The organism is Frateuria sp. GZRR35 (assembly GCF_051900415.1).
GTDB lineage: Bacteria > Pseudomonadota > Gammaproteobacteria > Xanthomonadales > Rhodanobacteraceae > Frateuria_A.
This window is the reverse complement of sequence record NZ_JBHZGL010000005.1, coordinates 95,207-108,525: the sequence shown is the minus strand read 5'-3', so window position 1 is coordinate 108,525 and position 13,319 is coordinate 95,207. Positions and strand designations below refer to the sequence as shown.

The 13,319-nt window shown below is 68.5% G+C and carries 13 protein-coding genes; 11 read left to right on the top strand and 2 right to left on the bottom strand.

Annotated features, from left to right (window positions below; genetic code table 11):
- Positions 1–856: 856 nt before the first annotated feature.
- The 4 genes from ACFWZ3_RS07995 to ACFWZ3_RS07980 are packed head-to-tail and all read left to right on the top strand — an operon-like array spanning position 857 to position 4,667.
- Entirely contained in the window at positions 857–1,354 is a 498-nt protein-coding gene (locus tag ACFWZ3_RS07995) for a MarR family winged helix-turn-helix transcriptional regulator (RefSeq protein ID WP_439707210.1), read from the top strand.
- Positions 1,355–1,368: 14 nt separating this feature from the next.
- Entirely contained in the window at positions 1,369–3,465 is a 2,097-nt protein-coding gene (locus ACFWZ3_RS07990) for an FUSC family protein (protein WP_439707209.1), read from the top strand.
- Positions 3,455–3,655 (top strand): DUF1656 domain-containing protein, encoded by a 201-nt coding sequence (locus ACFWZ3_RS07985; protein ID WP_439707208.1) that lies wholly within the window; start codon positions 3,455–3,457, stop codon positions 3,653–3,655. The genes ACFWZ3_RS07990 and ACFWZ3_RS07985 overlap by 11 nt, the downstream gene beginning before the upstream one ends.
- A gap of 10 nt (positions 3,656–3,665) precedes the next feature.
- Positions 3,666–4,667 (top strand): biotin/lipoyl-binding protein, encoded by a 1,002-nt coding sequence (locus ACFWZ3_RS07980; RefSeq protein WP_439707207.1) that lies wholly within the window; start codon positions 3,666–3,668, stop codon positions 4,665–4,667.
- A gap of 159 nt (positions 4,668–4,826) precedes the next feature.
- Here the strand turns inward: ACFWZ3_RS07980 and ACFWZ3_RS07975 are convergent, their stop codons facing one another.
- Both ACFWZ3_RS07975 and ACFWZ3_RS07970 read right to left on the bottom strand, forming a co-directional pair.
- Positions 4,827–5,423, bottom strand: a complete 597-nt coding sequence (locus ACFWZ3_RS07975; RefSeq protein WP_439707206.1) for a GNAT family N-acetyltransferase — start codon at positions 5,421–5,423, stop codon at positions 4,827–4,829.
- Positions 5,423–5,629, bottom strand: coding sequence for a YdcH family protein (locus ACFWZ3_RS07970; RefSeq protein WP_209618745.1), 207 nt, complete (start codon positions 5,627–5,629; stop codon positions 5,423–5,425). Before ACFWZ3_RS07970 ends, ACFWZ3_RS07975 begins: the two co-directional genes overlap by 1 nt.
- A gap of 77 nt (positions 5,630–5,706) precedes the next feature.
- Between ACFWZ3_RS07970 and ttcA the strand changes: the two genes are divergently transcribed.
- From ttcA to ACFWZ3_RS07935, 7 genes are all read left to right on the top strand, one after another.
- Positions 5,707–6,594 carry a tRNA 2-thiocytidine(32) synthetase TtcA gene (gene ttcA, locus ACFWZ3_RS07965; RefSeq protein WP_439707205.1) on the top strand — a complete coding sequence of 296 codons (888 nt, stop codon included), beginning with the start codon at positions 5,707–5,709 and terminating at the stop codon, positions 6,592–6,594.
- A 41-nt stretch (positions 6,595–6,635) separates the two neighbouring features.
- Positions 6,636–7,835 (top strand): aromatic amino acid transaminase, encoded by a 1,200-nt coding sequence (locus tag ACFWZ3_RS07960; RefSeq protein WP_439707204.1) that lies wholly within the window; start codon positions 6,636–6,638, stop codon positions 7,833–7,835.
- A 230-nt stretch (positions 7,836–8,065) separates the two neighbouring features.
- Entirely contained in the window at positions 8,066–8,983 is a 918-nt protein-coding gene (locus ACFWZ3_RS07955; RefSeq protein ID WP_439707203.1) for a recombination-associated protein RdgC, read from the top strand.
- 358 nt (positions 8,984–9,341) lie between these two features.
- On the top strand, positions 9,342–10,112 hold the full coding sequence (locus ACFWZ3_RS07950; RefSeq protein ID WP_439707202.1) for a M48 family metallopeptidase: 771 nt from the start codon (positions 9,342–9,344) through the stop codon (positions 10,110–10,112).
- 68 nt (positions 10,113–10,180) lie between these two features.
- A complete protein-coding gene (locus tag ACFWZ3_RS07945) occupies positions 10,181–10,615 on the top strand; it encodes a low molecular weight protein-tyrosine-phosphatase (protein WP_439707201.1) in 435 nt (144 codons plus the stop codon).
- A gap of 123 nt (positions 10,616–10,738) precedes the next feature.
- Positions 10,739–11,659 (top strand): NAD-dependent epimerase/dehydratase family protein, encoded by a 921-nt coding sequence (locus ACFWZ3_RS07940; RefSeq protein WP_439707200.1) that lies wholly within the window; start codon positions 10,739–10,741, stop codon positions 11,657–11,659.
- 103 nt (positions 11,660–11,762) lie between these two features.
- Positions 11,763–13,166: a mannose-1-phosphate guanylyltransferase/mannose-6-phosphate isomerase gene (locus ACFWZ3_RS07935; protein WP_439707199.1), complete on the top strand. Its 1,404-nt coding sequence runs from the start codon at positions 11,763–11,765 to the stop codon at positions 13,164–13,166.
- The last annotated feature ends 153 nt before the right edge of the window (positions 13,167–13,319 follow it).

Sequence of the window (13,319 nt, the reverse complement as noted above, 5' to 3'; positions counted from 1 at the left end):
GCGGGGATGCTTCCTCCGGAGGTTGCTTGGTTGTCGTTCTTGCGTGGCCTCCCCGCGACCGGGCTCGCCTGCCGCGGGCTTTCGATCGCCTGCCGGCGCTCGAGTCACTTTTCTTTGCTGGCCCAAAGAAAAGTAACCAAAAGAAATGGCCTGCTAAGCCCGGTGAGAGATAAAAGCTAGGTGCCGCCTCGCCTTGCTGGGTCAGTCGCTTGCTCTTAGAGGAGCTGCCGCCGCTATACCGCGGGCGCTCGGGAGTTGGGGCAAGGGTGGCTTTGCGGCGGCGTGGAATGGCACCCATTTTGCCTTCAAAGCGGTCGTGATTCGGGCGCACCGGCATGACCTCTTGATTCGACGGCAAACTGTTGGTTTCGCTTCGTGATTGCGAGCCCTACGGGCAACCAAGGACGAATGTCCGCTTCGCGAGCGCGAGAGTCGCAAAAAGCCGATACCAGCCAATCCTCCGGATGCCTCCCTGGCCTCAGCTCCCGAGCGCCCGCGGTATAGCGGCGGCAGCTCCTCTAAGAGCAAGAGGCCCACCAAGCAAGGCGCACAGGCGCCTAGCTTTTTAGTCACCCCGTGCCTAGCTAGGCCATTTCTTTGGTTACTTTCTTTGGGCCAGCAAAGACAAGTGACCCGAGCGCCGGCAGGCGATCGGAAGCCCGCGGCAGGCGAGCCCGGTCGCGGTGAGGCTACGCAAGAACGACAAGCAATGGCAGCGCTCCTGCGGGCATCCCCGCGAGCCCCGGCCCCTCACCCGACCCTCTCCCCCGCAAGGGAGAGGGAGAGCAGACGCCGCGAGACCTGTTGCACCATTTAGTACATAAATGTAATATGTCCGAAGCAGCAAACGCGCCCCATGAGCAGCTTCCTCCCCACCGAACAGCGCCTCGCCGTCACCCGTCGGCGCCACCCTGCATTCCCGCGCGCCCCGGCCGTGCTCGTGCGCCTCATCAAGCACCTGCACAAGCGCGTCCATGACGACGCCAACGCCGCGCTCAAGCCCTTCGGCCTCAACCATCCGCAGTACAACCTGCTGATGATGCTCTACGGCACCGAGGGCGCGGGACTCAGTGCGTCCGAACTGGCGCAGAGCTCCGGCGAGAAGGCGGCGAACGTCACGCGGCTTACCAACGAGCTGTGCGAGAAGGGCCTGATCGAGCGTGCCGCCAGCGAGGACGATCGCCGCAAGCTGATCCTCAGCCTCACGCCCGCCGGGATCGCCTTGATCGAACGCTTCCTGCCCTCGATCTGCGCCCTGCTGGACGAACAGACCGAGGGATTGACCGCGCGCGAACAGGCCGAACTGGAACGGCTGCTCAAGAAATTCCTCGACGGGTTCGACCGTCGAGGCTGAGGGCTTCACCGACCATGTCCGCCACCACGACCGCCACGTTGCCGCGCTGGCCCTGGCTGCGCGCTTTCCTCGCCGAGGAATCGCGCGCCTGGCTGTTCGTCGCCAAGTCATTGCTGGCGATGTACGCGGCCGCGTGGCTGGCGATGTGGCTCAAGCTCGAACAGCCCTCGACCACGATGATCACCGTGGCCGTGGTGATGCACCCGCACAGCGGCATGGTGCTGGCGAAGAGTTTCTACCGCGCGCTGGGCACGCTGGCCGGCAGCCTGTTCGGGCTGGCGCTGATCGCGTTGTTTCCGCAGCAGCGCGAGTTGTTCTTTCTCGTCTTGTCGGCGTGGCTGGCGCTGTGCGCCGGCGGCGCCACGCTGTATCGGAATTTCATGGCCTACGGCTTCGTGCTGGCCGGCTATACCGCCGCCATCGTGACGTTGCCCGCGGTAGGCAATCCGCTGAACAGCTTCGACTCAGCGGTGATGCGCGTGAGCGAGGTACTGCTGGGCATCCTGGTCGCCGCCGTGTTCAGTGACCTGCTGCTTCCGCAAAGGCTGCGTGTGGTGCTCAGGCAGAGCGCGCGTACGCAGTTCGCACGTTTCATCGACTTCGTGCGCGAGAGCACCGGTGGTGCGCTGCCGCGGGCGCGGATGGAACAGGCGCACCTGGAGTTCGTGCGCGCGGCCGTGCACCTGGAGGACCTGCGCGCCTCGGTCATCTTCGAGGATCCGGAGGTGCGCACGCGCAGCGCGCGCATGCGCCTGCTCAACCAGCGCTACATGGCCGCCGCCACCAGCTTCCAGTCGCTGCATCACCTGATCAACCGGCTGCAGCGGCGTGGCCGTGATGCCGTGGCGCAGGCGCTGATCGGCGCGTACCGGCCGATCGGCGAGGCGCTGTCGCTGCCGCCGGCGGAGCAGCACGATCCGGCGCTGCTGACCCGGCACCTGCGGGCCTGCGTGGAAAGCCTGCCGGCACACGTCGCCGCGCTTGGCGAGCGCTTCGACGAGCCGGCAGCGCGGCTGGAATTCGACACCGGCGCCGCGCTGGTGCAGCGCTTTGCCGACGAATTGGCCGACTTCACCGCGGTGGAAGCCTCGCTGCGCGCCGGCAACCTGCGTGGCAGCGTCGAGCGCGTGCACTTCCGTCGCGGCAACGACCTGGCTGGCGCCGCGGTGGCGACGCTGCGCACCTTCCTCACCATGCTGGTGCTGGCCGCCTTCTGGCTGGCCAGCGGCTGGGCCTTCGGCGGCAGCGCGATGTTGCTGGCGACGATCTTCGCCGGCCTGCTGGCGGCCTCGCCGAACCCCATTGCCGCGGCCACGCGCACGCTGTACGGGTATGCCGGTGGCATGGCCGCGGGCTTCGTGGCGGTGTTCGTACTGCTGCCGGGCAGCAACGGGTTTGCCATGCTGGTCTGCGCGACCGCCGGCCTGTTGCTGATCGGGCCGTACCTGGCCACGCGCGACACATTGCCGGGCGTCGGCGCCGGCTACACGCTGGGCTTCGTCTACATCCTCGCGCTGAAGAACCCGATGGTGTACGACCCCACGCATTTCCTCAACGACGCCATCGCGCAGATCGCGGGCCTTGGCCTGTCCGGCGTGGCCTTCATGGTGATGCCCGGCGTCACCGGCACGGCGTGGCAGCGCCGGCGCCAGCTGCAGCGGTTGCGCGAACAGGTCACGCTGGCGGCCAGTGCGCCGCTGCCAGGCCTGGGCTGGCGCTTCGAGAGCATCAGCCGCGACCTGCTGCAGCAGGTGGTGGCACATACGCGGCCGGACAGCGACGAGTCGCGCCACCTGCTGGCTTGGTCGCTGGCGGTGCAGGAGAGCGGCCGGGCGGTGATCGAATTGCGGCAGGACCTGAGCGGCAACGAACTGTCCGCCGTCGCGCGCGATGCCTCGCGGGCTGCGCTCGCGGCGGTGGCCGACCTGTATCGCGCTCCGGAAGCGGCGCGCTGGGAGAGCGCCGACGCCGCCGTGCTTGCCGCGATCCATGCCGTGCCGCGCGGCGCCAGCGCGCGTCGGCACCTCTACCAGTTGCGCAGCGCGCTGCGCGACGAGGAATCGCCGCTGGGCGCCTACATGCCGCTGCCGGAGACCGCCCGTGCCGCCTGAGATCGAACTCTTCGGCGTGATGATGCCGAGCCTGCTGCCCGTGTTCCTGCTCAGCTTCGTGGTGATGGTAGTGCTGGACCTGGCCATCGGGCGGGCCGGCCTGTACCGACGCCTGTGGCATCCCTCGCTGTTCCGTTTCGCCCTGTTCGTCTGTCTGTTCGGCGCCGCCGGACTATTGCTGATCCGCTGACCCCATTCCCATGAAAGCTGCCTCGTTGCTCCGATTCCTGGTCACCGCCACTGTGGTGGTGCTCGCCGTGTTGCTGGGCCATGCGCTGTGGAAGCACTACCTTTACGCGCCGTGGACGCGCGACGGCCGCGTGCGCGCCGAGGTGGTGCGGGTGGCGCCGGACGTGTCCGGGCTGGTCGATCGCGTGGCGGTGGTCGACAACCAGTTCGTGCACAAGGGCGACCTGCTGCTGGTGATCGACCAGGCGCGCTTCCGCAATGCGGTGGCGCAGGCCGAGGCCAACCTGGCTGCCGCCGAAGCCGGCGCGCGCGCCGCCGGCGCCAACATCGCCGCGGCGGTGGCCAGCGCGAAAGCCCGCCAGGCGCAGTACCGTATGTATGCCGAGCAGGCGCAGCGGCGCGAGCAGATGGGCGACGTCATCTCGCGCGAGGCGCGCAGCGATGCCGCCGCCACCGCCAGCGCCGCCCGCGCGAGCTGGCAGCAGGCCCAGGCCGGCGGCAGCCAGGCCAACGCCGCGCGCGAGCAGGCTGCAGCAGCGGTCGAGCAGGCGCAGGTGGCGCTGGATCGTGCGCAACTGGACCTGGGACGAACCGAGGTGCGCGCTCCGGTCGATGGCTACGTCACCAACCTCGCCGTGCGCGCGGGCGACTACGCCGCCACCGGCACGCCGCGGCTGGCCCTGATCGACGCGCACAGCTACTACCTCTACGGCTACTTCGAGGAAACCAAGCTGCCGCAACTGCGCGTCGGCGATCCGGTCGACGTGCGGCTGATGGCCGGCGGCGTGCATCTGGACGGCACCATCACCGGCATCGCGCACGGCATCACCGATCGCGACAACCCCGCTGGCGGCGACCTGCTGGCGGACGTCAATCCGACCTTCAACTGGGTGCGGCTGGCGCAGCGCGTGCCGGTACGGATCGCGATCGATACATCGAAAATGCCGCCCGGGACGATGCTCGCGGCGGGGATGACCGCGACGGTGGAAGTGCATCCTCGCGTGGCGCGCTAGTTCCGGGCGAGCCCCGGCCCCTCACCCCAGCCCTCCCCCCCGGAGGGGAGAGGGGGCCAAGGGCGGATGCCTCGCGCAGCTCTGCTCCCTCTCCCCTGCGGGGAGAGGGTTGGGGTGAGGGGCCAAGGCTTGCGAGAAGCTCCGCGCGAAGCGGAAGCGCTAGCTTGAAGCCGCCAGCCGCACCAGTCGCAGCTCCAGCCAGCGCTTCACGTCTGGCCACTCCCGCTCGAGGATCGAATAGCACACCGTATCGCGCAGACTCCCGTCCGGCCGCCGCCTGTGCGCGCGAAGCACACCCTCGCGCTGCGCCCCGAGCCGTTCGATCGCCCGCTGCGAATCAAGGTTGCGTCCGTCGGTATGGAACTCCACCGCCACGCGGCCCATGCGTTCGAACGCATGCTCCAGCAGCAATCGCTTGCAGGCGGTGTTCAGGTGGCTCTTCTGCCAGCGCTTCGCGTACCAGGTGTAACCGATCGCGGCGCGCGGCGGCTCCTCGACGAGGTCGTAGAAACGGGTGGTGCCAACCAGCTCGCCGGTGGCGCGTTCGCGGATCGCGAACGGCAGCATCCGCCCCTCGTGCTGGCCGGCCAGCGCCTTTTCCACGTAAGCGGTCATTCCGCCCGGCGCCGGTACCGAGGTGAACCACAGTCGCCACAGTTCGCCGTCAGCCGCGGCGGCCTCCAGTGACGGAACGTGTTCGAGACAAAGCGGTTCGAGGACGACGTGCGCGTCCTCCAGCACGGTGGGCGTCGGCATCAGGCGTCCAGATCGGGGATCATCTTGCTTTCCAGTCGCGCGATGGCGTCCTTCAGCAGCAGCTTGCGCTTCTTCAGCCGCGTCAGTTGCAGCTCATCGCGGGCCGGGTGCGTGGCCATGTGGCTGATCGCCGCGTCCAGGTCGCGGTGTTCCTGGCGCAGTTCCGCCAGGCGGCGGGCGATCTGGATGGGGTCCTGGACCTGCATGACGGACGCGACGGTGGGGCACAGGCCAACAGTGTACCGCTGCCGGGGAGCGGCGGCGGGCAGGTACAATGACGCACATGTCCTCCGTTCTTCCTGACTCCCGCGCCGATCGCAAGCGGGCCCACGAGGCCGCGCGGCTGGCCAAGCGGCTGCGCCACCAGGTGGGCCAGGCGATCGTCGACTTCCAGATGGTCGAAGAGGGCGACCGCGTGATGGTCTGCCTGTCCGGCGGCAAGGATTCCTACACGCTGCTGGACCTGCTGCTGTCGCTCAAGGCGCGGGCGCCGGTGCGCTTCGAGCTGATCGCGGTGAACCTGGACCAGAAACAGCCCGGCTTTCCGGCGCACGTGCTGCCGGACTACCTCACTGCGCGCGGCGTACCGTTCCACATCATCGAGCAGGACACCTACAGCACGGTCACCCGCGTGGTCCCCCAGGGCAAGACCATGTGCAGCCTGTGCTCGCGGCTGCGCCGCGGCGCGCTGTACCGCTGGGCGGCGGAAAACGGCATTACGCGCATCGCGCTTGGGCACCACCGCGACGACATCCTGGCCACCTTCTTCCTCAACCTCTTCCATGGCGCCAGTCTCAAGGCGATGCCGCCGAAGCTGCGCTCGGACGATGGCCGCCACGTGGTGATCCGGCCGCTGGCCTACTGCCGCGAGAGCGACATCGCGGAGTATGCGCGCGAGCGTGCGTTCCCGATCATTCCCTGCAACCTCTGCGGTTCGCAGGAGAACATGCAGCGCAAGGCGATCGGCCGCATGCTGCAGGAATGGGACGCGCAGCACCCCGGTCGCTGCGAGACCATCTTCCGTGCACTGGGCAATGTCGTGCCCTCGCAGCTGGCTGACCGCAATCTGTTCGACTTCGCCGCGCTGGGCGCCGGCGAAGGTGTCGCACGTGCCGACCTGCACGGCTGGCTGGCCGGTGAGCCGGCCGATGTGACCGATAACGGCGTATAGACGTCTATACTTCCCTTTCCACTTCCTACGCGAGTCTTCCAGTGTCCCACTTTGCTTCCGTTGAAATGGCCCCGGGTGATCCGATCCTCGGCCTTACCGAGGCCTACCTCGCCGACCAGCGTCCGCAGAAGGTCAACCTGGGCGTGGGCATCTACGTCGACGAACAGGGCCACATTCCGCTGCTGCGCGCGGTGCGCGAGGTGGAGCAGGCGCTGGCGGCGCAGGCCAAGCCGCGCGGCTACCTGCCGATCGACGGCCTGCCGCTGTACGACACGCTGACCCAGCAGTTGCTGTTCGGCGAGGACTCGCCGTTGCTGGAGGCCGGTCGCGTGGCCACCGCCCAGACCATCGGCGGCAGCGGCGCGCTGCGCGTGGGCGCCGATCTGCTCAAGAAGGTGCTGCCCAAGGCGCGCATCGCGATCAGCAGCCCGAGCTGGGAAAACCACCGCGTGGTGTTCGGCAATGCCGGGTTCGAAATCGCCGACTACCGCTACTACGACGCTGCCACGCACGGCCTGGATTTTGCCGGCATGCTGGAAGACCTCGGCAAGCTTGAACCCGGCACCGTGGTGCTGCTGCATGCCTGCTGCCACAACCCCACTGGCGTGGACCTGGATGCGCAGCAGTGGCAACAGGTGGTCGACCTGGTCAAGGCGCGCAACCTGCTGCCGTTCGTTGACATTGCCTACCAGGGCTTCGACGAGGGCATCGACGCCGACGCCACGGCGATCCGCCTGTTTGCCGCCTCCGGCATCGAGGCCTTCGTGGTGGCCAGCTCCTACTCCAAGTCATTCTCGCTGTATGGCGAGCGCGTGGGTGCGCTGTCGATCGTCGGCGCCGACCGCGAGGAGGCGGCCCGCCTGCGCGCCAAGATCAAGCAGACCATCCGCGCCAACTATTCCAGCCCGTCCACCCACGGTGGCGCGCTGGTTGCCGGCGTGCTCGGCAGCCCCGAGCTGCGGGCGATGTGGGAGGCCGAGCTGGCCGGCATGCGCGAGCGCATCCATGCGATGCGCGCGGGGATGGTCGAGAAGCTCGCCGCGCACGGCGCGCCGCAGTTCGCCTTCATCCAGCAGCAGGCCGGCATGTTCTCTTACTCGGGCCTGTCGCGCGCGCAGGTCGACCGCCTGCGCGAGGAGTACGGCATCTACGCGCTGGGCACCGGGCGCATCTGCGTGGCGGCGCTCAACCGCAGCAACCTCGACTACGTGAGCGAGGCGGTGGCGGCGGTGAGCCGCTAGCCCGGTACCTGGCGCGCCTTTTCGACTCCGCAGCGCTACGTTCAGGGCGAACGGGTATCGGATAACCTCAGACGTTCGCCTGAGCGATATCCTTCACCGTTCACCCTGAGCGCCGCCCTCCGGAATCGAAGGGGCCGACTCACTTCCGAGATCGTTCACCCGGAGCGTAGGTCCGACGGACCGAAGCCGAAGGGCGCTCGATCAAAGCGCAAGCCCCAACCGGATCATCCATGTTCTTCCGCAATCTCACGTTGTTCCGCTTCTCCCCCGCCGTCGCCGAAGACCTCTCCCGCCTGGACGAAGCGCTCGGCGAGCACCGCCTGCGCCCGTGCGGCCCGCTGGAGCTGTTCACCAAAGGCTTCGTGCCGCCGATCGGTCGTGGCGAGGAAGCCGCGCTCACCCACGCGGTCAAGCACTGCACCTGGGTTTCGGTCGGTGGCGAAGACAAGCTGCTGCCAGCCGCCGTGGTCAACGACGAACTGCACCGCCGTGTGCAGAAGATCGCCGAGGAAGAAGGCCGCAAGGTCGGCGGGCGCGAACGCAAGCGCATGAAGGAAGACCTGCTCAACGAACTGCTGCCGCGCGCCTTCGTGCGCAATTCGCGCATGTCCGCCTACGTCGACCGCCAGCACGGCTGGCTGGTGCTCGATACCTCCAGTCGCAAGTCGGCCGAAAACGCGCTCACCCAGATGCGCGAGGCGCTGGGCAGCTTCCCGGCGGTGCCGCTGGCGCCGGAGGAAGGCCCGCGCGTGCTGATGACCGACTGGCTCGCCAACGGCACGCTGCCGGCCGGCCTGACCCTCGGCGACGAGGTCGAACTGCGCGACCCGGGCAGCAACACCGGCGCCATCGCACGTTGCCGTCGCCAGGACCTGGAGAGCGAGGAGATCAAGGAGCATCTGCGCAACGGCAAGCAGGTGTTCCAGCTCGGCCTGGTGTTCGACGACCGTATCAGTTTCGTGCTCGGCGAGGACCTGATCCTGCGCAAGCTCAAGCTGCTCGACGTGGTGACCGACGAACTGGCCGACAGCGCGCCCGACGCCGCGGCGGAGCTCGACGCCCGCTTTGCCCTGTTCACGTTGGAAATCGAGCGCCTGCTGGGCAAGCTCGAAGAATGGTTCGGCCTGCCGCGTCCCAAGGACGCCTGAGCTCAGCGGTCCTTCCCTCGCACGCAAGGGAATGTGTTTGAAGGGAGGATGGGGGAAGCCTTGCCCCATCCCTCCCGAACATGCCGCCCAAGAGCGCCCCCATCCGCCTGTCGGCACCTTCCCCCGCGTTCGCGGGGGAAGGCTCACCAGTACTACCGACCTCCCGACCGGTCCTTCCCCCGTACACGGGGGAAGGTGCCCGAAGGGCGGATGGGGGAAGCCTTGACCCAGCCCCCCGAACGAGGCGCAAATCGTCAACGCCACGTGAATGCCGGCGCGAAACCGCCGTCCAGCCGCATCCAACCCTTTCCTCACACCCCCCGTTGCAAGGTTATGCTCTACCGACGGGCTCGGGACCATGGCAGCAGAACTTCAAGGCGATTGGCTGGAACTGGCAACGGCGAGCGGCAGCACGATCCGCGTGCTCAAGGCCGCCCATCCGCGCGCGCGTCGCCTGCGCCTGACGGTCACGCCCAAGGGGGCCCGGGTGTCCTACCCCAACGGCACCCATCCCTCGCAGGTCAGCGCCTTCTTGCGCAGCCATGCCGACTGGCTGGAGCGCAAGCTCGACGAGCTCAACCTCATCGTCAAACCGCTGCCGGCGCTGCGCGTAGGGCACGCGACCGAATTTCCGCTGCGTGGTGAAACCGTCCTGCTGGACTGGGCCGAAGGCCCGTACCCGCGGGTGGAATCGTTCGACGGTGGGCTGACCCTGGTGATCCCGCGCCCGCACACCCGCGCATTGCCGGTGGCGCGCGGCCTGCTCGCCTCGCACTTCGAGGCGCAGATGCGCCGCGACGTCTCGCGCTGGATGGCCGGTTACGTGCCGCAGCTCGGGCTGGCCCCGACCTCGCTGCGCATCCGCCCGATGAAGAGCCTGTGGGGCAGCCTGGACACGCGCGACCGCATCAACCTGGATCTTGCCCTCGCGCTGGCCCCGCCGGCCGCGCTGCGCTACGTGCTGGCGCACGAGCTGTGCCATCTCAAGGTCCGCAGCCATGCGCCGCGCTTCTGGGCGCTGGTGGCCACGCTGTTCCCCAACTGGCGGGAACAGCGCGACTGGCTGCGCGTCAATGGCGCCACGCTGAAGGCGGAGCTGGACCGGCTGGTGGCCGACGTCGCCGATTAGCCGCGCGGCCTCCGCGTCGATAGAGCGACGCGCACTACATTGTTTTTCCACCGCCCGGATGGGAAGTCGTGTTCGACAAAGTCCTGGTCGTCTGCATCGGTAACATCTGCCGCAGCCCCACCGCGGAGTACCTGCTGCGCGAACGGTTGCGCGGGCGGGCGGTTACCGTGGCTTCCGCCGGGCTCGCCGCGCTCGCCGGCAATCCAATCGATCCCACGGCCGGGGCGTTGCTCGCCGAGCGCGGCATCGACGCGTCCGGCCATCGCGCGCGCCAGCTGGACGAGGCGGCGATCCTCGCGGCCGATCTGGTGCTGGTGATGCAGCGTACGCACCTGACCAGCCTCGCCAGGTACTCGTCGCACGCGGTGGGGCGGACCTTCCTGCTCGGCAAATGGCAGGGCGATCGCGACATCCCCGATCCGTACCGCAAGGAGCTCGACGCCTTCGAGTACGCCTATCGGCTCATCGAAGAAGGTGTGGATGCCTGGCACAGACACCTGTGATCGTTTGAGGCAAGGCGCACAATCTGGCTGCTCTGCCGGGCGAGTGCGTGCAAAATAGGTCCGACCGCCATCAAGGGGGCTTCCGGGCCTGGCAGGCGGGCACGAATCGAATGGGGTGAGGCCATGAACCTGGATGCACGCATCCTCGTCACCGGGCAGTGCGGATGGGTGGGCGGCGCGGTGGTGCGACGCCTGTGGGCGGCCGGTTACAACAACATCCGGTTCCTGGGGCCAGACGAGGTGAACCTCGCCCGGTCCGCGTCGGTGGATGCGTTCTTTCTTCGCCACCGGCCCGAATACGTGTTTCTCACCGCCGCGCGGGAAGCTGTTGCCGGCGGCCATTCGGACCAGGCGGTCCGCGAACGCCTGGCGATGCAGGCCAATGTGATCCACGCCGCTTGGCGAGCCGACGTGCGCAAGCTGTGTTTCCTCGCGTCCTCGAGCATCCATCCGCTCGGCGCGCTGCCGCCATTGCGCGAGGGTGCGCTGCTGTCGGCGGTGGTCCCGTCGGGCGAGAACGGTGAGGCGCTCGCGCAGCTTGCCGGCATCCGCATGTGCCAGGCCTATCGGCGGCAATACCGGTTCGATGCGATCGGCGTCGTGCCGGCCGAGCTGTATGGGCCGGGCGACAGCGCCGGCGCCCAGGCGGGGGCGTTGCCCGCGCTGGTCCGGCGTCTGCATGAGGCCCAATCGGACGGCCTGTCGCAGCTGGCGATCGATGGCGTGCCGACGCGTCCGTGGTTGCAGGTGGACGACTTTGCCGATGCGGCCCTGTTCCTGATGCGCCGGTACAGCAGCGACGTCCCGGTCAATGTCGATGGCGGCGAGGAAATCCCCTTCGCCGATGTGGCACGCATGGCGGCCGACGCTGTCGGCTACCAGGGACGACTGGTGCACCGCACGCGCGCGCTCGAATCCCTGGGCGCCCTGCCCGAAGGCCTGCGCTTGAACGGCATGGGCTGGGCGCCGTGCATGCCGCTGCGCGAAGGGATCGAGCAGATGTGCGCGTGGTATCTGCAGGTCGCCGGTGCACTGGTCGCGTAGAAGGGCGCGCAGGCTTGGCTGCTACAGGGCATCATGTGCCTTTCGCGTCGATGGGTTCCCCGGAGGGAGCGGACGGGCGCGCCAGGTTTTGATGGAGACGTAGATGATTCCGGTGATTCTTTCGGGTGGCTCGGGTACGCGCCTGTGGCCGTTGTCGCGCGAGTCGTATCCCAAGCAGTTCCTGCCGCTGGCAGGCAAGGACACCATGCTGCAGGCGACCTGGCTGCGCATCGCGCCGCTGGCGTCGTCCGCACCGATGGTGGTGGCCAACGAGGCGCACCGCTTCATGGTGGCCGAGCAGTTGCGCCAGGTCGGCTGCGTGCCCTCGGCGATCCTGCTTGAACCGGTCGGGCGCAATACCGCGCCGGCGATCGCCGTGGCCGCGCTGCAGGCGACGCGCGAGGGCGCCGATCCACTGCTGCTGGTGCTGCCGTCCGATCACGTGATCAAGAATGCAGCCGCGTTCCAGGCCGCCGTGCGTCAGGCCGAGCCGGCCGCGGCGCAGGGGCGGCTGGTCACCTTCGGCATCGTGCCCGGCGGGCCGGAGACCGGTTACGGCTACATCCGCGCCGGCGCCGACGTGGGTGAAGGCGTGCGCCGGGTGGCGCAGTTCGTGGAGAAGCCGGACGCGGCCACGGCGCAGCAGTACGTCGCCTCGGGGGAGTACTTCTGGAACAGCGGCATGTTCCTGTTCCGCGCGTCGGTGTACCTGGCCGAACTCGCGCGCCAGCAGCCGGCGATGCTGGCCGCCTGCCGCGCCGCGATCGAGGGTGCCGCGCGCGATGCCGACTTCGTGCGGCTGGACAAGGCCGCCTTTGCCGCGTGTCCGTCCGATTCGATCGACTACGCGGTGATGGAACACACCGATGCGGCCGCCGTGCTGCCGATCGACGTGGGCTGGAATGACCTGGGCAGCTGGTCGGCGTTGTGGGAGGTGGCCGAGCAGGACGGCGAGGGCAACGCGCACCACGGTGACGTGGTCGCGCAGGACTGCCGCGACACGCTGGCCTGGGCCGAGGGTCGCCTGGTCGCGCTGCTGGGCCTGGAGGACGTCGTGGTGGTCGACACCGCCGATGCCGTGCTGGTCGCACACAAGGACCGCGTGCAGGACGTCAAGGGCATTGTCGCGCGGCTCAAGGCCGAAGGCCGGGGCGAGCCGGCCAGCCACCGCAAGGTCTACCGCCCGTGGGGCAGCTACGACTCGATCGACGTGGGCGACCGGTTCCAGGTCAAGCGCATCACGGTCAAGCCGGGCGCCAGCCTGAGCCTGCAGATGCACCACCACCGTGCCGAACACTGGGTGGTGGTCAGCGGCACCGGCCGCATCACCCGCGGCGACGAGGTGCTCACGCTGACCGAGAACCAGAGCACCTACATCCCATTGGGCGTGAAACATCGGCTGGAGAACCCGGGGCGGCTGCCGCTCGAGCTGATCGAAGTGCAATCGGGCAGCTACCTGGGCGAGGACGACATCGTGCGCTTCGAGGATGTGTACGGGCGCGGTTGAGAACGGCCGATCGAGGGCTGGCGCACCCGGCCGGCAGGGCAGTGAACCCGTAGGGCGCACGCACAGGCCGCTGCAGGCCTGGCCGAGCATGGGTCCGGGTCGAAGCGCCACGCAGGCACGGTCCGCTCGACCGGCTGCCTGACGTCTCTCACG